Source organism: Amphritea sp. HPY, from assembly GCF_050870985.1.
GTDB lineage: Bacteria > Pseudomonadota > Gammaproteobacteria > Pseudomonadales > Balneatricaceae > Amphritea.
Genome location: NZ_CP194015.1, coordinates 1,813,777 through 1,838,086, shown reverse-complemented (window position 1 = coordinate 1,838,086; position 24,310 = coordinate 1,813,777). Strand labels below are relative to the sequence as shown.

Sequence of the window (24,310 nt, the reverse complement as noted above, 5' to 3'; positions counted from 1 at the left end):
ATCAAGATCGTTCTTCTATGCTTAGTTATAGTGTTAATTCGCAAAGGAGTTAGCTATGACACTACTTAATGAATTGCACCAAGACCATCTCAATCTGAATAAATTGCTTGCGGTGCTGGGAAATAAGCTCAGTAAACTGAAGCAAGGCGAGTTACCTAACTTTATTCTGCTGGCAGATGCGGTGGATTATATAAGCAACTATGCAGACCGTTACCATCATCCGCGCGAAGATGAGATGTACCATTACTTCCATGACCTTGACTGCAAAGAGTTGACAGAGGCGATCGATCTCTGTGTAGCTGAGCACAAACGGTTAAAACAATACAGTGATGAATTGCTGGTCGAGGTTGACTGTATCCTGAATGATGCGGTTGTACCGATGGATGAGTTTATAGATCTTCTGGATACTTTTCTGACGCATCAGGTTGAACATCTTAACCTTGAAGAGGGGACGCTGTTTCCGTTGCTGGATGATCTGGCGAGCGCTGAGCAATGGGCTGAGCTGGAGCTTAAGCTGCCGAAAATGGATGATCCGTTATTTGGTGAACAGCAGAAAGAACGTTATACGCAGCTGTATACTGATTTGCTTCAGGATATGCAGTAGTCAGGCCGTGTTGAATTGAGAGTTACAGGCCTCTTCTAACATGTTTGTCGGGCTGAAACAGATGCGATTTCGCCCGCTCTGTTTCGCTTCATAGACGGCTATATCAGCGCTTTTGAGCAGATGGTGCGCTAGCTTTTCGATGTTGTTGTGATCGTACTTGCTTGTATCGCAACAGGAAACACCAATTGATGCGCTGATACGAAACGGTTTCCCGTCGGCAGAGTTGATTACCATATGAAGTATTTTTTGACGTATCGTATCCGCGATATGGCAGGCTTGTTCACCACTGCAGTCCGGTAATAGAATTGCAAACTCTTCGCCGCCGTAACGGGCGATGAAATCCGTTTTACGCAGTGAGCTTTTCAGTAGCTTGCCGATACTACTAAGGACTTTGTCACCGACCTGATGACCGTAATTGTCATTCACCAGTTTAAAATAATCCAGATCGACAAACAGGCAGCTTAGATTTTTTTTTGCGCGAACAGAGCGGGATAGTTCCTTTGTTATCTCCTGATCAAACGCCCTGCGGTTATGCACTTTGGTCAGCATGTCGATTATACTGAGCCGTTTAAGATTTTGCTGATTGATGCAGTTCTCAATACAGACACTGATTACCGATGCCAGATGACCGATATAGTCATAATCGAATTGTTCGCTATAACGACCGGGATCATTACTGCCCAGGTGAAGGCTGCCAATCAGACAGTTTTGACGCACTAGTGGCAGCAGTGCGCTACTCAGGACAAAGGGTGAGCTGGGAAAGGCCAGTTTTTTTAATGGTGGGCTGAGTTCGCCGACCCGTAACAGCGGGCTTGGGAAAATGCTATTCAACAGGCGTTGGTTATTGACGAAGCGTAGTGTGTGTCCAGGCTCAGGCGGGGTGTATTGTTCCAGCAGGTCCCGGGCAGCACCTTCCGGATCCAGAAGGATCAGATGTACCGCGCTAAGCCGGAAATACTCTTTAAATTCAACCAGGATGAGGTCGAGCAGCTGATCCAGACGAGAACAGTCCAGCAGTCGTATCTCCATTTCGAAGAATGACTTTAGAATAGCCTCATTACGCTCAACCTTACTTGTCATAAGGTGCAATGTCCGGCGTAGCTCTCTGTTTTGTTTGTCTGCTGGTCCCATCAGAATCCTGTCTTGTCCGGGAAGTCTAAGCACTATATCGGTTAAGTATTTAAATAATAAAGCAAATAGTTGTATGAATAGAAGCTTGGTTCGCAGAAAAGTTAATGAAAAAGAGGTGTGGGAGCTTGGTATGTTAGGAATGACTGGGGTATAGCCAAATAAAAGCTGCTACTCAGTTTGGGTAGCAGCTTTAAGTTAACACTAGCTTTACGGTGATTTTGGAGATCAGCTAGCATGGTGATCCGGATGCGTCTTGATAAAGTGTTGCAGTACTTGCTGCAGAAGCTCCTCGTGACGTGTATCGCCTTTTCTCCGGGCTTTTTCTATATCATCAAGAATTATCTTTCTCACCTTGCTCTCACCCTTATGAGTAACCAGATAGTTACCCATTGCCATTGCGATTATCGGGTCTGTATGCTCATGTTCGGCAATCGCGTCGACTTCATCCTGCGTTAGATCGCTCAACTCCAAGCATTCTTTATAGGTCAGCATCTTATTTCCCCTTGCTTTTATCATGCTGCGGGATAGTGGGCTCATGAATCATGTACAGCTGCCCGCTGTTAGAAAGTGTAGGCAACGGATGACGTTTTCTCTAACCTGCTTATACGATATTTATCTATATCTTGATGCATGACAAAATTGGTTAGGGTTAAACACGGTTATTGAAGCGTTTTATATTCAATTTGAACGGTATTCTGTTCGGTATTATTAAGGCTTTTTATGGATATTGATTTTTCAAAGTTGTCGGCCAATCAGGCCTACTTTACTATGACTCAGGCGATCTTACCCCGCCCTGTTGCCTGGGTTCTGAGTGAGCATGCTAATGGTGAATATAACCTGGCGCCATTCTCGTATTTTTCTGCAGTGTGTAGCGATCCGCCTATGATTATGCTGTCTATCGGGCATAAGCCTGACGGCTCACTGAAAGACACTTATCGTAATATTCTTGAGCGTAACCACTTTGTTGTGCATCTGGCGCATAGTGGCCAGGCCGAGGCGGTTACCCGTACTGCCAGGCCAGTGCCTGAAGGCGAGTCTGAAGTGCTGCTGGCGGGGTTGGATCTGGAGCCGTTTACCAATAGTTCTCTGCCAAGAGTTAAGGGTGCCCGGATCGCAATGGACTGTGAACTCTATGAAGTGAAAGAGATAGGCAATAAACCGCAGTTTCTAGTGTTTGGGTTAGTGAAGCATTTGTATGTCGATGACAGTGCAGTGACAACCGATGCGAAAGGGCGCATGAAAATTGCGGCGGACAAAGTCGATCCTTTGGGGCGTCTTGGTGGCTCAGAGTACGTAACATTCGGCGATATTCTTAATATACCCCGGTAGAGGCTGATGAGACTGCAAATTTCTAGTGGGATGAAGTTGAATATCTCTCTATTGGTAGAAGGTGGCGTTGTAGGGGCCTTATGCAAGATGCTATTCCTGTGGATCTGGCGATGGGATAAACCTTATTCAATGAGTCGGCTGGTTATGCGTTTAACAAAGGCTGTCACGCAAGTGACGGCTTTTTTGTTTTTGGTGTTGTTTATTTCAAACAAATGAAATAGCGTTTTCACATTGTGATATTTTTTTCGAAAAATCGAATGTGAATTTTGTATCTGTTTTTAACTTATTAATAAACAAAGTGTTTGTTCTTAGATATTGCCAAAATCTTTCTCATTTTTATCGCTTTTTAATATCGGGCTGTTTAATTCATTCAAACGTTCTGATACAGTTTTCCAACTGTACTTCGGGTATCTGTACCTGCAGTGAATACAAGGATGTAGTTACAGGCTTTCAGTGTGCAATCGCTGAATTTCTGTGCAATGGAGTGTCGCATGGACCAGTATGATTCAGTACTAAGCCAGGAAAACCAAGATCAATTCATCATAAACAACACCTCTAACGCTGCGCCGGATGCCGTCGATGATGCTGGCGCTGTAACCCTCGTTCGGGAGCTTTTCAGATCTGACTTCGAAATCGAAGGTGTTAAGGACTACTACCGCGACGGCTTCTATCTTAAGCAGATCAACGGCTGGACCGGCAACCAGCTGGTTGAAGTCAATAGTCGTTACGGCGGGGCCGATGGCAGCGACTTTCTGATCGAGTTGAACCGTGATCCGACGGCTAAGTTCCAGGATGCGCCGAGCATAAGTCGTACGCTGGCTACAGCCGATGGTGCGCTGTACAACCTCAGTTTTGATTTTGCCAGTCGTCCCGGGTTGATGGAGAACAGCAGCCATATCGGCCTGTTTCTCGATGGCCAGCAGGTTGCTGACTGGCAAGCCAATGGTCAGGGCAGTAACCAACCCCTGTGGCAGAACGGTGCATATAACTTTACCGGTACGGGTCAGGCGGTGACCGTCGAGTTCCGCGAAATGGGCGATGACATTGATCACGGCCGGGGTATGCTGCTCGACAACATCAGCCTGACCGAGACTCTGGAAAGCCTGGTTACTGATGAAACCAGTACTGTGCTGATCGATGTGCTGGCCAACGACAGCGACCCGCAAGGGCAGCCGCTGACTATCATATCCCTGAGCGACGTTTTCCATGACGGCCAATGGGTCGGTCAGACGGAAGTGGTCACCGTGGGCGGTCGACAGCAGGTGCAATTCACTCCTAACGAGCAGCTTCAGGCGTTGACCGCAGGCGAAGAGGCTGAACTGAGCTTCGGTTATACCATTGCTGATCCAGACGGTAATACCGACAGCGCCACCGCATCATTTACCGTGCAAGGTGTAAATGATACCCCGGATGCCGCCCAGGACAGCTATGTCATGCGCTATGCCGGACGGCTTATCGTCGATGTCCGGGAAAACGATACTGATGCCGAAGATGATGCCCTGTCTGTAACTCACATCAATGGTACTGAACTGGTTGTTGGGCAGGCGGTGCGGGTCGAGATCTATCAGGGCGTAAAGCCAGTTCGCGCTGACATTACCCTGCAGGTGGACGGTCAGCTGCAGATCGATCATATCGGTGGTAACAGCCTGCGCGACCTGTATTTTGAATACACCCTCAGCGACGGCACCAGCAGCACCGATTCCATAGCCACAGTGCAGATCCTGCCGAAAATAAAAGCCGATATCACCGCCATCAGCGAAGACACCGACACCCCGGGGGATTTTCGCACCGCCGACCTCAATGGCCTGACCATCTCTGGTAACGTAACCGGCGCACTGCTGCCGGAAGAAACCCTGCAGATCACCTGGCCGCGCAGCGGCGGCTGGCAAACCGTCAGCGTTGATAACGACACCCTGAGCTGGTCGTTCGACGACAACACCGGTCGCAGCAATGGCGATGAAGTTGTTTATACCACCCGCATACAGGACGCCTTTGGCCGCAATCTGGATGTTGATAAGCAGACCGTGGTATTCGAGTCCGATGTCAGCCCGGCCGAGATCAACATTACCCATATCAGCGAAGACACCGGTTTTTTCGATGATGACTTTAATACCGCCGACCGCACCCTGGAGGTTTATGGCACACTGTCTGAAGCGCTGGGACCGGATGACCGGGTTGAAGTGACCTGGGATGGCGGTCAGACCTGGTACACCGCGACAGTTAACGGTACCGACTGGTCATATGACAGTAGTCACTTTGAACATGACCAGCGGGCGCGTCCGCTCTATGAAGTTAGGATTATCAATGACAAAGGGCATATCGGCGATGTCGATGATCAGCGGATCATCGTCGATGCCCTGCCGGGCCGTTACAACACAATCAGCATCGACGGCATCAGCACCGATACCGGCACCGACAATGACTTCATAACGCAGGACAACACCCTGACCATCAACGGCAGCTTGATGCGCAATCTGGGTAATGATCAGATGGTTTGGATCTACTCCGATGCTGACCCTGACTGGCAGGTTCAGGCCACCGTGAACAATGATTATACTTGGAGTGTGATCGATCCGCTGGTGCACGGTCTGAACAGCGACGTGACCTACACCGCCAAAATTATCGATCTGGCGGGCAATGTCATGGGCCAGGACAGTCAGTTGGTGGTGATCGACAACACCGCTCCATCCGTCGATGTTGCGATTACCGCGATCACTGAGGATACCGCTTTAGCGGACTTCCGCACCGCCGACCTCGACGGCATCACAGTCAGCGGCACCGTTGGTCCGCTGGCTGATGATGAAGCGGTACAGATTAAGCTAAAGGGAATATCCGACTGGTTAGGTACCGTCGTTAACAACTCCGATGGCAGCTGGACTTACGACGATTTAACAGCCCGCAACGACGGCGACATTATCACTTATAAGGTTCGGGTGATCGACGGCGCAGGCAATGTCGGTGATACGGACAGTCAGGTCGTTACTTTTGTTGACAGTGACGTATTAGAGGTTGTTGGTGATACGTCCGGTTATACAAAAGAGGATACTGTTCTTTATGACAGTGGAGATCTGGATATAAAAGGTATGGAAAGTGGTGGTTTTGTCGGGCAGAAGCTCTACGGTTACTACGGTAATGTGACAATGAGTACTGATGGTGAGTGGACATATACTCTCAATAACAATGCGACAATTGTTCAGCAGTTGCGCGGCGGACAGCGGGTTGAGGATTCGTTTGTTTATAAGACGGTCGATGGCGCTGAGCATAATTTAACGATTGATGTTGAGGGTAAAGACGATGCTGCCCGTGTCAGAGATGTAAATCTGGGAAGCTATAGGGCCAATACCACACATGGTACGACTAAGGGCAGTGTGAGTTGGTCTGATATTGATTTTGGCGAGAAGGTCACTTTCAGCTCAGGTACCCAGAAATTGAAATATTGGGGCCCCAACCACACACTGACAGTAGACTCATCTGGGAACTACTCCTTCAAGCCGGGCTACGTTTATCACGACGAGTTTACAGATGTTAACTTTACTAAGTCTTTTTCATGGCAGTCGAGCGCAGGCTCTTTCAAACTCACATTCAGTTTCAGAACCGGTCCCAGCCCAATTATTCTGGATCTGGATGGTGATGGTGTTGAAACTCTGGCAACGGCGGATGGCGTTGAGTTCGATATTTATGCCTCGGGCAGTGCTGTTGCAACTGGTTGGGTGGGTGCTGATGATGCGCTGTTGGTGCGTGATCTGAATGGTGATGGAATAATTGATGATGCCCGTGAATTGTTTGGCGATCATACCCTGATGCAGGACGGGAGTCAGGCTGAAGACGGATTCCATGCGTTGGCGGAACTGGACAGTAATGCGGATGGCAAGATCGATGCACAGGATCAGGCGTTTTCTGAGCTGCAGCTCTGGCAGGACCGCAACAGTGATGGTTTAGTACAGCAAGGCGAACTGCTGACTCTGCAAGAGGCTGGCGTGGCATCGGTCAATACTTCAGCATCGATATCTGAAATGTGGGATGAGAGTGGTAATTTTCATGGTCTGCAATCAACGTACATTACAAGTGAAGGCGAAGAGCGGGCTGCAACGGATGTCTGGTTTACGACCGGGTTGGCCGAAGAGTATTACGGCAGTGATATCAGTGATGAAATTGTGACCGGTATCGGCGATGATATCCTGATCGGTGCTGGTGGTGACGATATCCTCACCGGTGGAGAAGGCCGTGATACTTTTATCTGGCAGGCCGGTGATCAGGGCTCTGAAGGTCACGTTGCCACCGATACCATCACCGACTTCAACCTGCAGGAAGATTTGCTTAATCTGTCGGATATGCTGGACTTCGATGCCGCAGGCGACGTGCTTGGCGACTATCTGTCACTGAGCAGAGATGCGCAGGGCGATGCTGTTATCGAAGTGGCCAGCAGTGGTGGTGAAGTCGATCAGCGTATCGTGCTGGAAAATGTCAGCGCCGATATGGCGATGGAAAGTAATCTGATCAGCAGTCTGCAGGATGAGGGGCAGTTGATTATCTGAATCAGTTATCAGGCTGGACATGTAAGTGATAAAGGCTGTCACGCAAGTGACGGCCTTTTTTCTATCTGGCTCGCTTCGCTTAATTCTTACGAAACGGCAGTAGGGTGGTTAAGCTATCGATATCTTGTCTGACCAGTGTTTTCTCCTCATCCAGAAAACGTTCAATCGCTTCTCTGAAACCGGGTTCTCTGATCCAGTGAACTGACCAGGTTTCAATCGGCCGAAAACCGCGTTGAATCTTGTGTTCGCCCTGGGCTCCCGGATCAAATCGATCAAGCTGGTGCCTGATGCAGTATTCGATCCCCTGGTAGTAGCAAGTTTCAAAGTGCAGTGAATCGTACTCTTCCAGGCAGCCCCAGTATCGGCCGTAGAGGGTGTTGCAGCTGCGTAAGGATAGAGCCGCTGCGACTGCGGTATGACCGTTATATGCGACACACAGCACCATCTGGTCCGGCATTGTCTGGCGGATCAGATCAAAAAACGGCAGTGTAAGATAACCTTTGCGACCGCGCTTCAGATAGGTCATCTGATAAAAGCGGTAAAACTCGTGCAATAGCTGATCGCTGATATCGGTGCCGCTGAAAAAACGATGGCTTATGCCTTGCTGGAGTATCTTTTGTCGCTCTTTACGCAGGTTCTTGCGTTTACGGGAATTGAATTCCGCCAAAAACTGATCAAAGTCCTGATAATGGTTATTGAACCAGTGGTACTGGGTTCCGAGTCTGGGGCTAAAGCCCGCATCGAGGAATGGTGCGAGAGTATCCTCTTTGAGAAACAGTCCGTGCCAGCCCGATGCGCCGGTTGTATCGCATAGCTGCAGGAGTGCCTGGGGAAGTTGTCGCTTAAGCTCGTGTTGCTGCTGTTTGCCGAGTAGCTCAGAGATGCAGAGTCTGGGCCCATAAGCCGGAGTGAAGGGAATTGCCGTTACCAGTTTAGGATAGTAGTCCAGCCCGTGACGTTGATAAGCATCGGCCCAGGCCCAGTCGAAAACATACTCGCCGTAGGAGTGGCTTTTAAGATACAGAGGCATCAGTGCGACTGCCGTATCATCTGAATACACCACCATATGCAGAGGCTGCCAACCGACGCTACTGCATACGCTGTCGGACGCCTCCAGCGCATGCAGGAATTGATAGCGCAGGAACGGGTAGTCGGTGCCGGCCAGGCTTTGCCAGACCGGTTGGCCAATTTCTGCAACTGAATTATGAAAATGGAACTTAAACATTATTAACTATACTTGGGCTATATTCGGTACTGGTAACTGCTAGAATTCTAAGCAATTATTTATCTGTCTGACAGGAGAAGCATAATGGACGAACTGGAACTGGAATTCGAACTTGATTCCCGCCTGGCTAATGACTGTATCACTTTAGGTGATTTCCCGCTGTGTCGCCTGTTATTGATGAATGATGCAAACTATCCCTGGTTTATTCTGGTGCCGCGCAGGGCTGAAGCGACCGAGATCTATCACCTTTCCAGCGAAGAACAGCAGCAGTTACTGCATGAATCATCCTTTCTGGCTGAAAATCTGCATGATATTTTCGATGGTAGAAAGATGAATATTGCAGCGCTGGGCAATATGGTGCATCAACTGCATATACATCATGTGGTGCGCTATGAGTCCGATCCTGCATGGCCTGCTCCGGTCTGGGGGGCGTTCCCTGCTAAACCGTACAGTGCGGAACAGATTCATGACATTCACCATAAGCTTGAGCTGATGATGACCGATGAAGTTGATTTTGTTGCTGAGAAATAACCAGGGCTGAAAATACCTTAGTTTCAACACTGTTAGTGGCTATTAATTCAGGTATAATTCGCGCTTTTCTAATGGCGTCGCTCTGTTCGTGCGGCGTTAGTGGTCGGTCTGATCAGATGGCTGGCCGATCTGCTCAAAGGAAATGCTACCGCGATGCCTATCTTCGATTTTGAATGTCAGTCTTGCGGCAATGTGTTTGAAAAGTTGGTGCTTAAAATTGATGCGCCTGCTCCGAATTGCGTTACCTGTGATTCCGATGATGTGGCTAAGAAAGTCTCTGCGCCGGGCTTCAGATTGTCCGGTAGTGGTTGGTACGAAACAGATTTTAAAACCGGGTCGAAAAAGAACCTCGCTGGAAATAGTCAGGACGGCGGCTCGGGTAAATAATTTTTTGATTCATAGCGGGCTGTAAAGCTCTGTATTGTAAAAGAACAGGAACTGGTAATTATGCGCAGCCATTATTGCGGCGATCTAAACAAAACTCATATTGGTGAAGATGTTGTCCTGAAAGGTTGGGTGCACCGTCGCCGCGACCATGGCGGTGTAATCTTTCTTGATGTGCGCGACCGCGAAGGTGTTACTCAGGTAGTATTCGACCCTGACCGTGAAGCAAGCTTTGCGCTGGCAGACAGCGTACGTAACGAGTTTGTTATTGAAGTACATGGTACTGCCCGGGCGCGTCCTGAAGGCACTGTAAATGCAGATATGCCGACAGGTGAAATTGAAGTTCTGGGTAAAGAACTGGTAATCCTGAACAAGTCTGAAACGCCTCCGTTCCAGCTGGACGAGCATCAGCAGGTGGGCGAAGACGTTCGTTTGCGTCACCGCTACATCGATCTGCGTCGTCCTGAAATGCAGGAAAAGATGCGTTTCCGCTCTAAAGTGACTAATGCCATCCGTAACTACATGGACGATAACGGTTTCCTGGATATCGAAACACCGATCCTGAACCGTGCGACGCCGGAAGGTGCCCGTGACTATCTGGTACCTAGCCGTACCCATGAAGGTTCATTTTTTGCCTTGCCGCAGTCGCCGCAGCTGTTCAAACAGTTGCTGATGGTCTCCGGTTTTGACCGTTACTACCAGATCGCTAAGTGCTTCCGTGACGAAGATTTGCGTGCCGATCGTCAGCCTGAATTTACCCAGATCGATATTGAGACCTCATTTATGGATGAGGAAGAGATCATGGGTATGACCGAAACTATGATCCGCAAGCTGTTCCTGGATATGCTGAATGTCGATCTGGGTGATTTCCCGCGCATGCCATACTCCGAGGCGATGCAGCGTTACGGTTCCGATAAGCCCGACCTGCGCTTCCCGATGGAGTTGGTCGATGTAGCTGATCTGATGGCTGAGATCGAGTTCAAGGTGTTTGCCGGTCCTGCTAAAGATCCTAAAGGCCGGGTTGCTGCTCTGAAGGTTCCGGGTGGTGCTAAGCTGACCCGTAAGATTATCGATGAATACACTAAATTTGTTGGTATCTACGGCGCTAAAGGCCTGGCCTGGATCAAAGTTAACGAACTTGAGAAGGGTGTAGAAGGTCTGCAGTCTCCAATCGTTAAGTTCCTGGGCGCAGACGTTGCTATGGCTATCATGGAGCGTCTGGAAGCTAAGAACGGCGATATCGTGTTCTTTGGCGCTGACCAGGAGAAGATTGTTAGCGAAGCACTGGGTGCCCTGCGTATCAAGTGTGGTGAAGATCTGAATATGGCTGAACGTGAGTGGGCGCCGATGTGGGTTGTCGACTTCCCGATGTTTGAAGAAACCGATAAGGGTGGCCTGACCGCGCTGCACCATCCGTTTACAGCGCCAAGCTGTTCCGCGGAAGAACTGAAAGCAAACCCGCTGGGTGCTCTGTCTCGTGCCTACGACATGGTTCTGAATGGTTGTGAGCTGGGTGGCGGTTCTGTCCGTATCCACGATCAGGATATGCAGAAGACCGTGTTTGAAGTGCTGGGTATCAGTGATGAAGAAGCGGAAGAGAAGTTTGGCTTCCTGTTGAACGCATTGAAATTCGGTGCGCCACCGCACGGTGGTCTGGCATTCGGTCTGGATCGTCTTATCATGCTGATGACCGGTACTGACTCTATTCGTGAAGTTATCGCATTCCCTAAGACTCAGAGTGCTTCGTGCATGATGACTGAGGCGCCGGGTGAGGTAAGTGCTGCGCAGCTACGTGAATTGAACATTAAGCTGCGTAAAACGCCTTAATTAAGTTTTATTCACAGTAATTGAAAAGCCGTGCCTAGCACGGCTTTTTTTATGGCGCTTACTCAGGTATGGTTGTCTGTATAAATAAACAGTGTTTTTCTGGGCGGAGGCGACAGCCTGCAGCATGCTGATATTAGGGATTGATCCAGGCTCACGGATTACCGGCTACGGTATCATTAACAGTGTGGGCAGTAAGAATGAATATGTTGCCAGTGGCTGTATTCGAATCAAAGGTGATGATCTCCCTGAACGGCTGAAACAGGTGTATGCCGGCGTAACAGAGATTATTGAGCATTACTGCCCGCAAGAGATGGCGATTGAGCAAGTGTTTATGGCGCGCAATGCTGATTCAGCACTGAAACTTGGTCAGGCACGGGGGGTGGCAATTGTTGCCGGCGTCAATCAGGAACTGCCTGTGGCTGAGTACGCGGCACGTAAGGTTAAGCAGGCCGTGGTAGGTAATGGTGGCGCGGATAAGTCTCAGGTGCAGCATATGGTTAAATCCATTCTTAAGCTGCCTGGGCTGCCCCAGGAAGATGCCGCTGATGCGCTGGCTATCGCACTGTGTCACTCTCATACCCGGACCAGTCTTGTGATGATGGCCGGTGCTAAGGGTAGTCGTGGCCGGAGGTTGCGTTGATAGCGGCTACAGATTTGTACTACCTGCTTTGTAATGCCGGTGCGCAGTTTACCGATATTGTGGCTGATGCTGTTTGGAGATTAGCTTAATGGGCGTTGCAGATTTAATACATATCTTTGATGTGGCTGGGGTCGCTGTCTTTGCGATCACCGGAGCACTGGCTGCGCAGGGTAAAAAGCTGGATATCCTTGGTGTGGTTGTGTTGGGGATAGTGACGGCGCTGGGTGGCGGAACTATCAGGGATATTACCCTGGACGTTCATCCGGTTATCTGGGTTGCCAATACCACTTATCTCTGGACCGCCATTATCTCTGCTATAGCGGCCTTTATCCTGTGTCGTTATCTTGCCTATCCTCGGCGGCTTCTGTTATTGCTTGATGCACTGGGAATGTCACTTTTTGCAGTGTTGGGTGCGCAAAAAGCTACTGCCCTGGGTATGCCGCCGGTAATTGCGGTAATGATGGCGATGATTACCGGCTGTGCCGGTGGCATGATCCGGGATATTCTGACCCGTCAGATTCCGCTGATCCTGCAGCGTAATGGTGAATTGTATGCCACCTGCGCCATGGTGGGGGCGATTGTCTATGTACTGTTCAGTGGTCTAATACCGGAAGAGCTATTAATGCTGCTATCGATTGCAGTTGCCCTGGCGATACGATTGGCATCAATGTATGCAGGACTTGAATTGCCGGAATTTGTCATTAAAGGGCATAAGCTTGAGCCCCGTGACGTAGTGAGTGTCGATAATAAGGAATCGTGACAGGACGACTTAGTTGATGCTGTTGTGGATAGTGCAGGTGCTGTCATTCACATCAGTGTATTTCAGCTTTTTCTGATATCCGGAATTGGTCATTAAAGGGCATAAGCTTGTGCTCTGTAATGTAGTTAATGTGGATAATAAGGAATCGTGACAGGACGACTTAGTTGATGCTGTTGTGGATAGTGCAGGTGCTGTCATTCACATCAGTGTATTTCAGCTTTTTCTGATATCCGGAATTTGTCATTAAAGGGCATAAGCTTGAGCTCTGTAATGTAGTTAATGTGGAGAATAAATAGCCGTGATAGGACGACTTAAAGGTGAGCTGCTGGAGAAGCATCCGCCCCAGCTGGTATTGGATGTACATGGCGTTGGCTATGAGATTGACGCTTCAATGAATACCTTTTACCGGCTGCCGAACGTGGGTGGTACGGTAACTTTGCATACCCATATGGTGGTGCGGGAAGATGCCCAGCTGCTATACGGTTTCTATGAGCGATCTGAGCGTTCGTTGTTTCGCACGCTGATCAAGGTTAATGGTGTGGGGCCCAAGCTGGCCCTGACAATCTTATCGGGCATCAGCGTTAATGAGTTTGTGCAATCGGTGCAGCATCAGGATACTGCGGCTCTGGTACGCTTGCCGGGTGTCGGTAAGAAAACCGCCGAACGCCTGATAATCGAAATGAAAGACAAACTGCAGGACTTCCAGTTTGCCGATGCCGATGAGTTTACCCTGACCGATGATCTGGGTAGTGCGCCTCAGGTGACATTGACTGATCACCGGGGCGAGGCAGAAAGTGCATTGGTTGCATTGGGTTATAAGCCTGTTCAGGCGACCAAAGCAGTGGCCCAGGCTGAGAAGGCTCTCGGTGTTGGCAGTACCAGTGAGGAGCTGATCAGGGCGTCATTGAAGAGTATGGTGCAGGGTTAAGTCGGCCTTGGCATATGGTCTTATAGTCGTGTGCGGTTACTCAGAAATTATTACAGCTTAATACGGAAAAGGGTTAGCAATGATAGAAGCGGATCGCTTTGTGGCACCGGTCAGTACGCCACAGGAAGAGGTGCAGGATCGTGCAATTCGGCCTAAGACGCTACAGGATTATGTGGGTCAGCCGGTTGTATGTGAGCAGATGGAGATCTTCATCGGTGCCGCTAAAAATCGTAGTGAGGCGCTTGATCATACCCTTATTTTCGGGCCGCCAGGGCTAGGTAAAACGACGCTTGCTAATATCATTGCCAATGAGATGGAGAGTGATATTAAAACTACCTCCGGGCCGGTATTAGAAAAAGCCGGCGACCTTGCGGCACTACTGACCAATCTTGAACCCGGCGATGTGTTGTTTATCGATGAAATTCATCGTCTCAGCGCTTCGGTGGAAGAGGTGCTCTATCCGGCGATGGAAGATTACCAGCTGGATATCATGATTGGTGAAGGTCCGGCCGCGCGTTCAATAAAGCTTGAGTTACCGCCTTTTACGCTCGTCGGGGCAACTACCCGGGCGGGTCTCCTGTCGTCTCCGCTACGTGATCGGTTTGGCATAGTACAGCGTCTCGAATTTTATAATATCGATGATCTGACCTCAATCGTTGAGCGATCTGCCAAACTTTCCGGCAGCGAGATTCATCATGAGGGGGCGGTTGAAGTGGCGCGGCGTTCACGAGGGACTCCTCGTATAGCGAATCGCCTGCTGCGTCGTTCCCGTGACTACGCCGAAGTGAAGGGCGATGGTGATATCACTAAGAAGATGGCCGATCTGGCGTTGAACATGCTGAACGTCGATGAGCACGGCTTTGATCATATGGACCGTCGTTTGTTACTGACGATGATTGAAAAGTTTGGTGGCGGGCCAGTTGGCGTTGATAACCTGGCAGCAGCTATCAGTGAAGAGCGGGATACTATCGAAGATGTGCTGGAGCCTTATCTTATCCAGCAGGGCTTTATGATGCGTACGCCCCGTGGTCGGATAGTCACAGATAATGCATATCGCCATTTTGGACTTGATTTACCTGATCGGGATCAAAACAAAGGCTAACTCTTAAGCTGACGTGATTTGAGTCAACGCGGCTGGGCTATTATCTGGTTACATTCTGTTTATCAATCGAATAACGCTGGGTTTAGCTCAATAGAGGGAAGCATAATGAAGACCCGTTGTCTTTCAATCACACAAGTGTTGCATCTGAAAAAGGATATTCAGCAGCAACTTGAACAGCTGCGTCAGGATCTGGCGGCTGAGCAAGCCGCGCAGCGGGCAGAGTTGACTTTGGTCGATGGCTCCGAATTCAGAGATCGGGCTGAAGCTGCAGTATCAGCTGCTGCAAACATAGCCAACATTACACACATTTCACAGCTTGGCGATGAAATCCGCGAATGCGAACACGCTTTATCGCGTATTGCAAGTGGCGAGTACGGTGCGTGCGAACAGTGTGCTGACGAGATTGAGTTGAATCGTCTTACTGCAAACCCGGTTGCTACGCTCTGTATGAGTTGCCAGTCAAAGCAAGAGTATGTCAGAAATACAGGCAGGGCGGCTGCTTTCTGAGTCATGCTGGTCATTCGACTGGCAGTCTGATTTATTGATTTATTTTTTGTTGCCGGGGTTGTTTCCCCGGTTTTGGCTGCTAATGTAGTGCCAAAATTCTGCAATAGTGTCTTGGTCATGTCTTTTGAGTTTCCTTTCCGGGTGTATGTAGAAGATACCGATATGGGCGGTATTGTTTACTACGTCAACTATCTTAAATTTTTTGAACGAGCCAGAACTGAGCTGTTACGTGCCGTCGGTATTGAGCAATTCGGTTTGCAGCAACAAGGGGTGCTGTTTGTTGTGCATGACGTGCAATGCCGTTATCTGCAATCTGCCAAGCTCGATGATGAACTTATTGTGGAAGTTGAAATCCAACGCATTTCCGGTGCCCGGATCTGTTTTTCGCAGCGGGCGCTCAGGGCTTCGGATAATACTCTGTTGTGCACGGCTGAGGTCGTTGTGGTCAGTGTCTCTGCGCAAACTATGAAGCCTGTCAGATTGACGTCTGATCTGATTGAAAAAATTAAAGATTTTACGGTCTGATACCGCTACTATCTGAATCTTATAGTGTTATTGATTAAAGGGGTTGTATACGTGCCGGATAAAATGTCGATCTGGAGTCTGGTGGTTAATGCCAGTTTTGTTGTTCAGCTGGTGATGCTGGTTCTGTTATTAGCATCATTTATCTCCTGGGTCATGATATTTCAACGCCATTTTATATTGCGCCAGGCGCAGATTAAACTGCGGCTGTTTGAAGATCGCTTTTGGTCCGGTATGGATCTGAGTCAGCTGTTCCGGGAAGTGAATCAGGAACCCGATACTGATGCGGGTGCCGAAAATGTATTTCGTGCCGGTATTAAGGAATTTACCCGTCTTAATCAGCAATCAGGGGTCGATCCGGATGCGGTAATGGATGGTGCTCAGCGCAGTATGCGTGTTGCGTTGGCGCGGGAAGAAGAGAAGCTGGAAATGCATCTGCCGTTTTTGGCAACCGTCGGTTCTACCAGTCCCTATGTTGGTTTATTTGGTACGGTATGGGGGATAATGAACTCCTTCCGCGGGTTGGCGAATGTGCACCAGGCGACCCTGGCATCGGTTGCACCGGGTATCTCAGAAGCGCTTATCGCAACGGCTATCGGTCTGTTTGCTGCAATTCCTGCGGTTATCGCTTACAACCGTTTCTCGGCTAAAACAGAAGCGCTGATGAATAGTTATGAGACCTTTGCTGATGAGTTCTCTGGTGTCTTGCATCGCCGTGTTCATGCGTCTAATTAGCAGGTGGCACGATGATCCGCAGAGCTAAAAAGAAGCGTAAGCTGAATGCTGAAATTAACGTCGTTCCCTATATAGACGTCATGATGGTATTGCTGGTCATATTTATGATTACAGCGCCAATGCTGACCCAGGGTGTCGATGTTGAGTTGCCGCAGGCTGGGGCTGATCCTGTCGATACTCAGGATAGCGAGCCGGTCATAGTCACAGTCGATAAAGAAGGGTTGTTTTATATCGATGTGGGTGGCGATCCGGCCGCACCAGTAAGTGAAGGCGTGGTGTATGAACGTATTAGTAAGGTTCTTGCCACTAACCCAAAGAAGTTACTGTTGGTCAGGGGTGATAAGGGCGTCGATTACGAAAAAGTGGTGCAGTTAATGACATTGCTGCAACAGGCAGGGGCGGGCAGTGTCGGCCTGGTAACGGAATAAGCTATTGTGACTTACCGTAGTTATCTGTTTCCAGCATTTCTGGCATTCTTGCTGCACTCGGTGCTTCTGAGTGTGCTGCTATACAACTGGTTTGGTTATGCTGAGGACGAAAGGCAGCTAACACCGCGGCATATAAAAGCGCAGATCGTTGATATCAGTTCGCAAGTCAAAGCTGAGCAGAAGAAGCACAGTGAACAGCAGGCGCGTGAGAAAAAACGTCAGGACGATGCTCGTAAGCAGGCTGAGGCTAAGAAAAAGGCGGCAGCTAAGAAGCAAGCGGATGCCCGGAAAAAAGCCGCTGCTAAAAAACAGGCTGATGCCCGGAAAAAAGCTGAGCAGAAGAAACAGGTTGATGCCCGTAAAAAAGCTGAAGCTAAGAAGCAAGCTGATGCCCGGAAAAAGGCCGAAGCGAAAAAGCTTGCTCAAGCTAAGAAGCAAGCCGATGCTAAGAAAAAGGCTGATGCGCTGAAAAAAGAGCAGGCCCGTATCGCTGCTGAAGAAAAGCGTCAGAAAGATGCACAAGACCGAGCTGAGCGTGAGCAGGCAGAGCAGCAACGTCGCGATGAAGAGCTTGCCGCAGCGATGGCCGAAGAAGAACGTTATCAGCAGGCGTTAAACGATGAGCAGAGCGTTGCCAGTTATAAAGACTATATAATCGATCAGGTAACTCGCAATTGGCGCCGTTCACCTTCTGCCCGCAACGGTATGGTGGTGTTGGTTACAGTGCATCTGCTGCCTACCGGGGCGGTCGATAACGTTTATATTAGTCAGAGTAGTGGTGATGATCGGTTTGATCAGGATGCCATTCGTGCGGTTAAACGAGCTGAGCGGTTTCCTGAGCTACAGCGTATGGAGCCGGTTCTGTTTGACCGCTACTTCCGAAAAATAAATCTAAAATTCAGACCAGAGGATCTTCGCCGGTGAACATGATTATGATGCGTGGTGCAGTATTGGTGCTGGCGCTGCTGTTGAGTGCTGCAGTCAGGGCTGAGTTAACCATAGAGATTACTCAGGGAGTGAATGAGCCAACTCCGGTTGCGGTGGTGCCGTTCGCCTGGCAGGGAGTAAAGGCTCTGCCAGACGATGTGGCACAGGTCATATCCGATGATCTTTATCGCAGTGGTATGTTTTCATTGATGGCCAGAGAAAACATGCTGAGTTTTCCGGCTGACCGAAGTTCATTGTATTTTCGCGACTGGCGAATCAGTGGCAGTGACTACATTGTCATAGGCCGGATTAATCAGAAAGAAGGCAATAACCTGGAAGTTGCATTCGAACTTTACGACGTGCTGAAGGAAGAGCGTATGTTGGGCGAAGTTATCAATGCCAATTTCACCAACCTGCGGGCGGTTTCGCACTATATCAGCGATAAGGTGTTTGAACAGCTGACCGGGGTTCGTGGTGCTTTTTCAACCCGTATTGTCTATGTCACTGCACAGCAGATACGTCAGGGGAGTTACCGTTACAGGCTACAGCTGGCCGATGCCGATGGTCACAATGCCCGGACAATACTTGAATCTAAAGAGCCTATTATGTCACCGGCCTGGTCCCGGGACGGCAAAAAACTGGCCTATGTGTCATTTGAAACGGGCCGCCCTGCGATCTATATCCAGTATCTGGAAACCGGGCAGCGTGAAAAGGTGCAGTCCTTCCGGGGGCTGAATGGTGCACCTGCCTGGTCGCCTGATGGTAGTAAGCTGGCGTTAGTGTTGTCGAAAGACGGTAATCCTGAAGTCTATGTGTTGGATCTTAATCAGCGTCGCCTGAGTCGGATCACCCATCACTTTGGTATTGATACTGAGCCATCCTGGTCACCGGACGGTCAGTCGCTGATCTTTACCTCAGATCGGGGTGGCGCGCCGCAGATCTATTCGATCTACCTGCCCAAGCGTGAGATCACCCGTCTGACTTTTGAAGGCAGTTACAATGCCCGCGGCCGACTCACCCATGACGGGCGCTTCCTGGCGATGGTGCACCAGTCAAATGGTTCGTTCCATATTGCGGTACAGGACCTGCGTACCGGTCGTCTCGAGCTGTTGACCGAAACCTTTATGGATGAGTCGCCGACGATTGCGCCGAATGGTAGTGTCATTCTTTACGCCACCCAGGAGGGGATTCGTGGCGTGTTGGGAGCAGTGTCCCTCGATGGTCGGGTGAAATTCCGTCTGCCTTCGTCGGTTGGAGATGTGCGGGAACCAGCCTGGTCGCCTTATCTGTAAGTGTTAAAAGACAATACTTAACAAAATAGTGATCCTGAAAACTGACAAGTTGAATCAAACACTTAGAAAACTTAGCCAAGTTGCGCTGTAGCTATTGCATTAATGCTTGGCAAGATTTACTTTAGGCAGGATTTAGAACATTTTTCTTGGCAAGAGATAATAATTTAGGAGTAATCGATGCGAGCTATGAATTTTGGCAAGGCTGCTGCTCTCGCTCTGTCTGTGGCTTTTGCTGCAGGTTGTAGTACAACAAATACTTCCGATTCTGGTAGCGCGGGTGATACTACTGCTACAACTCAGGGTGCTGGCGGTTCATCTATGTCCGGTACCAGCATGTCTGATGTTAAGAACCTGGCAACCGTATTTTACTTTGACTTCGATAAGTCTCAGGTGAAAATAGAATCGGTTCAGGCTCTGCGTGGTCACGCGAAGTACCTGGTCGCTAATCCGTCAGCTAATGTTGTTCTGGAAGGTCACGCAGATGAGCGCGGCACCCGTGAATACAACATGGCTCTGGGTGAGCGTCGTGCAAAAGCGATTGCCCGTGTACTGACCGTTAATGGTGTTTCCAGTAGCCAGATTGAGTTGGTAAGCTTTGGTGAAGAGAAGCCAGCAGTGATGGGTCATAGTGATAGTTCATGGGCGCAGAATCGCCGCGTTGAACTGAAATACTAATCGCCTCAAGGTTATTAGTGGTTATGCCTAAAGCATATCTTCCTGCTGTAGTCGTTACGCTGGCGCTGTTTAGCGCTGGTGTGGCGGCTGCAGATCAGGTTCCCGTTATAGAACTTCAATCTGACTCAGGTAGTGCCTCTGTGCAGCAGCCTTACTACGCCGGAACGTCCGGTGATAATGGTGAGTTGCTTATGTTGCTGCAGCAGTTACAGGATGAGGTACGTTCCCTGCGCGGAATGGTAGAGCAACAGCAATACCAGATCCGGCGTATGGAGCAGGATCAACGCGATCGTTATCGTGATCTCGATCGACGAATCAGTCAGGGTGGTCAAACGCCGTCGCTCAATTCCGGTACTGCTCAGTTGGGTGGTTCAGACGCTGCAACAATTAGTGGAGCTTCAGCACCACTGGCGCCTTTACCTGCGGCGGATAGTACTCCGACCGATGCACAGGCCTATCAGGCCGCTTTTGCGCTGGTACGACAGAAATCTTTTGCGAAAGCCCTGCAGGCGTTCTCAGACTTTATTCAGTTCTATCCAGACAGTGCCAGAGTACCTAATGCCTATTACTGGATCGGTGAAGTCAATCTGGCGGAACAGAATCTTGAGCCTGCTAAAGTAGCCTTCCAGAAGGTTATTACAGAGTATTCTGAACACCGTAAAGCGCCTGATGCAACATATAAGTTAGGTGTTATCTATCATCAGATGGGCGATACCGATAACGCTAAGAAGATGTTCCTTCAGACGCAGAGCAGTTACCCTGATTCATCTGCTGCGGGTTTAGCGCAGGATTATCTTAAGCGATAATTTGACTTTTCGGTCAGATTTCTAGAAAGTGCAGCCATAATTCTTTATGGCTCTTTATTTTTGGTTCCATATTTTTAAGTCTCATATTTATAGTTTCTATTTATAGTTTCTATTATTAGCTTCTTGGTAAGGCATATCTGTAATGACTAACTCAACTAACAATGCTGTGATATTGCTGTCCGGCGGTCTTGATTCGGTGACAGCGTTGGCGATGGCGCAGGCGCAAGGCTTCAACTGCTACGTACTCAGTTTTGATTATGGACAGCTATCACAGACGGAATTGAATGCTGCTAAAAAAATTGCCAGCCAGATGGGGGTTAAGGAGCATAAAATCGTGCGCCTGCATCTGGAAGATTTTGGTGGCTCAGCACTAACTGATAGCAATATCGATATGCCTGAAGAAGAGGAAGAGGGAATTCCGGTCACATATGTGCCTGCACGTAATACTGTCTTCATGTCGCTTGCTCTGGCCTGGGCTGAAGTGTTGCGAGCTCAGCACATCTTCATCGGCGTTAACGCGGTAGATTATTCCGGTTATCCGGATTGTCGCCCTGAATATATTGCAGCATTTGAAAAGATGGCTAACCTGGCAACAGCGACAGGTGTTAATGGTGAGCTGTTGAAAATCGAAACCCCACTGATTGATTTGACGAAAGCAGAGATTATTCAGGCCGGTACCGCGTTAGGGGTTGATTATAGTATGACGGTTTCATGCTATCAGTCTGATGCTGACGGGCGTGCATGCCGGGTCTGTGACAGCTGTCGGTTGCGGGCTAAGGGCTTTGCCGATGCCGGACTTGAAGATCCGACAAGGTATGTCGAATAAAGTCGTATTTCAGGCTTGATTTTTCATCGCTGTGACGTATTATACGCGTCCGGTTGGGGTCGTTAGCTCAGTTGGTAGAGCAGTTGGCTTTTAACCAATTGGTCATAGGTTCGAATCCTATACGACCCACCAACATTTTAAAGAAACTACCGCAAGGTAGTTTTTTTATGCCTGAAAAAAGTGGGTATAGGATAAGGACCGTAGAAGGTTCGAGCCGAGCAGCTTGACTGCGAGACAACGTTGGAGCTTGCGACGACGGCCCGAAGGGCGAAGTAATCCTATACGTCCCACCACTTCATATAGAACAGCCACCGCAAGGTAGTTTTTTTATGCCTGAAAAAAGTGGGTATAGGATAAGGACCGTAGAAGGTTCGAGCCGAGCAGCTTGACTGCGAGACAACGTTGGAGCTTGCGACGACGGCCCGAAGGGCGAAGTAATCCTATACGTCCCACCACTTCATATAGAACAGCCACCGTAAGGTGGTTTTTTTATGACTGCGATTTAAGTAGGTCTATTTTATACGTCCCAGCGTTACCACGAGCAACATATAGAACAGCCGCCGTAAGGTGGTTTTTTTATGCCTGCGATTTGAGTAGATCTATTTTATACGTCCCAGCGTTACCACGAGCAACATATAGAACAGCCACCGCAAGGTGGTATTTTTATGTCTGGGATTCTTATCAAGCAATAATCGCCGCGAGGTACCCAAAGGGCATGCTAGCGCGCCTCCCACGTGCGCTTTGATGATTATTGTGGGAGCGACGCCTCGTCGCGATAACCTTCGGGTAGAGCTGCATAGAAGCATGCCCCGTAAGGTGGTTTTTTTATGTCTGAAAAAAGAAGCCCGGTGAATCGGCTCCTTTATGTATCTGAATCTTCCTGATTGATACCGACAAGGCTCTTATTCTGTAGCTTAAGCGTGGTATAATCGACCTAAGTTACTACCCAGTTAATACTGTCTTACCAGAATAAGAATTTTATCGATGTTTACCACACAAGACTTATCAGATCGAATCCTGGTTCAGGAGCATTTTGCCAACGAGCATCTGCCTGCATCAGTCAGTCAGCAGGAAATCGAAAATTATAAGCAGCGTATCAAGCAGCTGCTAATTGAAAAAGATGCCTGCCTGGTTGCTCATTATTATACTGATGGCGTGCTTCAGGAGCTGGCCGACGAAACCGGTGGTTGTGTTTCAGACTCTCTTGAGATGGCGCGTTTTGGCAATAATCATCCTGCCAAAACTCTGGTTGTGGCTGGGGTCAAGTTTATGGGTGAGACCGCTAAAATTCTTAATCCAGAGAAGCGCGTTCTTATGCCGACCCTTGAGGCGACTTGCTCGCTGGATATTGGTTGTCCTGCGGATGAATTCACCGCGTTCTGTGATGCCCATCCGGACCATGAAGTTGTTGTTTATGCAAATACTTCAGCTGCGGTGAAGGCCCGTGCCGACTGGGTGGTGACATCTGGTATTGCGCTCAAAGTGGTTGAGCATCTGGCGGATCAGGGTAAGAAGATCATCTGGGGGCCAGATAAGCACCTTGGTCAGTATGTACAGAAGCAAACCGGCATAGAGATGTTGATGTGGGATGCGGCTTGTATTGTGCACGATGAGTTCAAGGCTAAAGGGCTGCAGGATATCAAGAAGGTTTATCCTGATGCTGCTATTCTGGTTCACCCTGAGTCACCGGACTCTGTCGTTGAGATGGCTGACATGGTGGGTTCGACAACCCAGATCATCAACGCAGCCAAAGATATGCCGAACAAGCAGTTCATCGTCGCGACTGATCGTGCCATCTTCTACAAAATGGCACAGGCAGCACCTGATAAAGAGTTTATCGAGGCGCCAACTGGTGGTTCCGGCGCAACTTGTCGTAGCTGTGCTCACTGTCCCTGGATGGCGATGAACGGTCTTGAAAATGTATTGAGTGCGCTGGAAACCGGTGAGGGTGAAGTGGTGGTTGATGAGGCGTTGTTAGAAGATGCCCGGCGTCCATTGCAGCGCCTACTTGATTTCGCTGCTGAAAATGGCTGATAAATTCTGTTTTTAAAAGTAAAAAGCCTGCGTAGTGCAGGCTTTTTTGTGTTCGGAATTACTGATCAGCATTCGCTTAAAGGTTACGCTTGTCTCCCATATCAGTGCGAAAACAGTGCCATATCCTGTGACAACCAGTTTCTCGCCAATATGTCCTATTAAGGGCTGCGCTTGTCTACCATATCAGTGCGAAAACAGTGCCATATCCTGTGGCAACCAGTTTCTCGCTAATAGGCCTTATTAAGGGTTGCGCTTGTCTACCATATCAGTGCGAAAACAGTGCCATATCCTGTGGCAATAAGTTTCTCGCTAATAGGCCCTATTAAGGGCTGCGCTTGTCCACCATATCAGTGCGAAAACAGTGCCATATCCTGTGGCAATAAGTTTCTCGCTAATAGGCCCTATTAAGGGCTGCGCTTGTCCACCATATCAGTGCGAAACAGTGCCATATCCTGTGGCAACCAGTTTCTCGCTAATAGGCCCTATTAAGGGCTGCGCTTGTCTACCATATCAGTGCGAAAACAGTGCCATATCCTGTGACAACCAGTTTCTCGCCAATATG

The 24,310-nt window shown here is 49.1% G+C and carries 23 protein-coding genes, 1 tRNA gene and 2 other RNA genes; 23 read left to right on the top strand and 3 right to left on the bottom strand.

What is annotated here, in order from left to right:
* Nucleotides 1-55 precede the first annotated feature (55 nt).
* Complete coding sequence (locus tag ACQUQM_RS08285; RefSeq protein ID WP_432474012.1) at nucleotides 56-604, top strand: hemerythrin domain-containing protein; 549 nt, start codon at nucleotides 56-58, stop codon at nucleotides 602-604.
* Here ACQUQM_RS08285 and ACQUQM_RS08280 read toward each other — a convergent pair whose 3' ends face one another.
* Both ACQUQM_RS08280 and ACQUQM_RS08275 read right to left on the bottom strand, forming a co-directional pair.
* The gene (locus ACQUQM_RS08280) at nucleotides 605-1,735 is read right to left on the bottom strand and encodes a DUF484 family protein (RefSeq protein ID WP_432474011.1); all 1,131 of its coding nucleotides are present in this window, start codon (nucleotides 1,733-1,735) and stop codon (nucleotides 605-607) included. It lies immediately after the preceding gene.
* 225 nt (nucleotides 1,736-1,960) lie between these two features.
* Nucleotides 1,961-2,200, bottom strand: a complete 240-nt coding sequence (locus ACQUQM_RS08275; protein WP_432474010.1) for a hypothetical protein — start codon at nucleotides 2,198-2,200, stop codon at nucleotides 1,961-1,963.
* Between the two features lie 255 nt (nucleotides 2,201-2,455).
* Here ACQUQM_RS08275 and ACQUQM_RS08270 point away from each other — a divergent pair, with 255 nt between their 5' ends.
* Together ACQUQM_RS08270 and ACQUQM_RS08265 are read left to right on the top strand one after the other, a co-directional pair.
* Nucleotides 2,456-3,064 (top strand): flavin reductase family protein, encoded by a 609-nt coding sequence (locus ACQUQM_RS08270; protein ID WP_432474009.1) that lies wholly within the window; start codon nucleotides 2,456-2,458, stop codon nucleotides 3,062-3,064.
* 455 nt (nucleotides 3,065-3,519) lie between these two features.
* Nucleotides 3,520-7,599: a VCBS domain-containing protein gene (locus tag ACQUQM_RS08265; RefSeq protein ID WP_432474008.1), complete on the top strand. Its 4,080-nt coding sequence runs from the start codon at nucleotides 3,520-3,522 to the stop codon at nucleotides 7,597-7,599.
* 79 nt (nucleotides 7,600-7,678) lie between these two features.
* Here ACQUQM_RS08265 and ACQUQM_RS08260 read toward each other — a convergent pair whose 3' ends face one another.
* Nucleotides 7,679-8,824, bottom strand: coding sequence for a GNAT family N-acetyltransferase (locus tag ACQUQM_RS08260; protein ID WP_432474007.1), 1,146 nt, complete (start codon nucleotides 8,822-8,824; stop codon nucleotides 7,679-7,681).
* 84 nt (nucleotides 8,825-8,908) lie between these two features.
* Between ACQUQM_RS08260 and ACQUQM_RS08255 the strand changes: the two genes are divergently transcribed.
* The 20 genes from ACQUQM_RS08255 to nadA all read left to right on the top strand — a co-directional run bounded on the left by ACQUQM_RS08255 (nucleotide 8,909) and on the right by nadA (nucleotide 23,748).
* Nucleotides 8,909-9,355: an HIT domain-containing protein gene (locus ACQUQM_RS08255; RefSeq protein WP_432474006.1), complete on the top strand. Its 447-nt coding sequence runs from the start codon at nucleotides 8,909-8,911 to the stop codon at nucleotides 9,353-9,355.
* Nucleotides 9,356-9,508: 153 nt separating this feature from the next.
* The gene (locus tag ACQUQM_RS08250; protein WP_432474005.1) at nucleotides 9,509-9,742 is read left to right on the top strand and encodes an FmdB family zinc ribbon protein; all 234 of its coding nucleotides are present in this window, start codon (nucleotides 9,509-9,511) and stop codon (nucleotides 9,740-9,742) included.
* A gap of 60 nt (nucleotides 9,743-9,802) precedes the next feature.
* On the top strand, nucleotides 9,803-11,566 hold the full coding sequence (gene aspS, locus ACQUQM_RS08245) for an aspartate--tRNA ligase (protein ID WP_432474004.1): 1,764 nt from the start codon (nucleotides 9,803-9,805) through the stop codon (nucleotides 11,564-11,566).
* Nucleotides 11,567-11,690: 124 nt separating this feature from the next.
* The gene (gene ruvC, locus ACQUQM_RS08240; RefSeq protein ID WP_432474003.1) at nucleotides 11,691-12,206 is read left to right on the top strand and encodes a crossover junction endodeoxyribonuclease RuvC; all 516 of its coding nucleotides are present in this window, start codon (nucleotides 11,691-11,693) and stop codon (nucleotides 12,204-12,206) included.
* Between the two features lie 88 nt (nucleotides 12,207-12,294).
* Nucleotides 12,295-12,966 (top strand): trimeric intracellular cation channel family protein, encoded by a 672-nt coding sequence (locus ACQUQM_RS08235; protein WP_432474002.1) that lies wholly within the window; start codon nucleotides 12,295-12,297, stop codon nucleotides 12,964-12,966.
* A 298-nt stretch (nucleotides 12,967-13,264) separates the two neighbouring features.
* A complete protein-coding gene (gene ruvA / locus ACQUQM_RS08230) occupies nucleotides 13,265-13,894 on the top strand; it encodes a Holliday junction branch migration protein RuvA (protein WP_432474001.1) in 630 nt (209 codons plus the stop codon).
* 79 nt (nucleotides 13,895-13,973) lie between these two features.
* Nucleotides 13,974-14,996 carry a Holliday junction branch migration DNA helicase RuvB gene (gene ruvB, locus ACQUQM_RS08225; RefSeq protein WP_432474000.1) on the top strand — a complete coding sequence of 341 codons (1,023 nt, stop codon included), beginning with the start codon at nucleotides 13,974-13,976 and terminating at the stop codon, nucleotides 14,994-14,996.
* A 105-nt stretch (nucleotides 14,997-15,101) separates the two neighbouring features.
* A complete protein-coding gene (locus ACQUQM_RS08220; protein WP_432473999.1) occupies nucleotides 15,102-15,503 on the top strand; it encodes a TraR/DksA family transcriptional regulator in 402 nt (133 codons plus the stop codon).
* Between the two features lie 117 nt (nucleotides 15,504-15,620).
* Nucleotides 15,621-16,028, top strand: coding sequence for a tol-pal system-associated acyl-CoA thioesterase (gene ybgC, locus ACQUQM_RS08215; RefSeq protein WP_432473998.1), 408 nt, complete (start codon nucleotides 15,621-15,623; stop codon nucleotides 16,026-16,028).
* 51 nt (nucleotides 16,029-16,079) lie between these two features.
* On the top strand, nucleotides 16,080-16,760 hold the full coding sequence (gene tolQ / locus ACQUQM_RS08210) for a protein TolQ (protein WP_432473997.1): 681 nt from the start codon (nucleotides 16,080-16,082) through the stop codon (nucleotides 16,758-16,760).
* Nucleotides 16,761-16,771: 11 nt separating this feature from the next.
* Nucleotides 16,772-17,188, top strand: coding sequence for a protein TolR (tolR, locus tag ACQUQM_RS08205; RefSeq protein ID WP_432473996.1), 417 nt, complete (start codon nucleotides 16,772-16,774; stop codon nucleotides 17,186-17,188).
* A 6-nt stretch (nucleotides 17,189-17,194) separates the two neighbouring features.
* Nucleotides 17,195-18,112 carry a cell envelope integrity protein TolA gene (gene tolA, locus ACQUQM_RS08200; protein ID WP_432473995.1) on the top strand — a complete coding sequence of 306 codons (918 nt, stop codon included), beginning with the start codon at nucleotides 17,195-17,197 and terminating at the stop codon, nucleotides 18,110-18,112.
* A 2-nt stretch (nucleotides 18,113-18,114) separates the two neighbouring features.
* The gene (tolB, locus tag ACQUQM_RS08195; RefSeq protein WP_432474811.1) at nucleotides 18,115-19,407 is read left to right on the top strand and encodes a Tol-Pal system beta propeller repeat protein TolB; all 1,293 of its coding nucleotides are present in this window, start codon (nucleotides 18,115-18,117) and stop codon (nucleotides 19,405-19,407) included.
* 177 nt (nucleotides 19,408-19,584) lie between these two features.
* Nucleotides 19,585-20,082, top strand: a complete 498-nt coding sequence (pal, locus tag ACQUQM_RS08190) for a peptidoglycan-associated lipoprotein Pal (RefSeq protein WP_432473994.1) — start codon at nucleotides 19,585-19,587, stop codon at nucleotides 20,080-20,082.
* Nucleotides 20,083-20,105: 23 nt separating this feature from the next.
* The gene (gene ybgF, locus ACQUQM_RS08185; RefSeq protein WP_432473993.1) at nucleotides 20,106-20,888 is read left to right on the top strand and encodes a tol-pal system protein YbgF; all 783 of its coding nucleotides are present in this window, start codon (nucleotides 20,106-20,108) and stop codon (nucleotides 20,886-20,888) included.
* 142 nt (nucleotides 20,889-21,030) lie between these two features.
* Nucleotides 21,031-21,714, top strand: a complete 684-nt coding sequence (gene queC, locus ACQUQM_RS08180) for a 7-cyano-7-deazaguanine synthase QueC (RefSeq protein ID WP_432473992.1) — start codon at nucleotides 21,031-21,033, stop codon at nucleotides 21,712-21,714.
* Between the two features lie 56 nt (nucleotides 21,715-21,770).
* A tRNA-Lys gene (locus tag ACQUQM_RS08175) sits at nucleotides 21,771-21,846 on the top strand.
* Nucleotides 21,847-21,884: 38 nt separating this feature from the next.
* Nucleotides 21,885-22,007, top strand: a non-coding RNA gene (locus ACQUQM_RS08170) — RtT sRNA.
* 39 nt (nucleotides 22,008-22,046) lie between these two features.
* A non-coding RNA gene (locus ACQUQM_RS08165) (RtT sRNA) lies at nucleotides 22,047-22,169 on the top strand.
* A 529-nt stretch (nucleotides 22,170-22,698) separates the two neighbouring features.
* Nucleotides 22,699-23,748, top strand: coding sequence for a quinolinate synthase NadA (gene nadA / locus ACQUQM_RS08160; protein ID WP_432473991.1), 1,050 nt, complete (start codon nucleotides 22,699-22,701; stop codon nucleotides 23,746-23,748).
* Nucleotides 23,749-24,310: the final 562 nt, after the last annotated feature.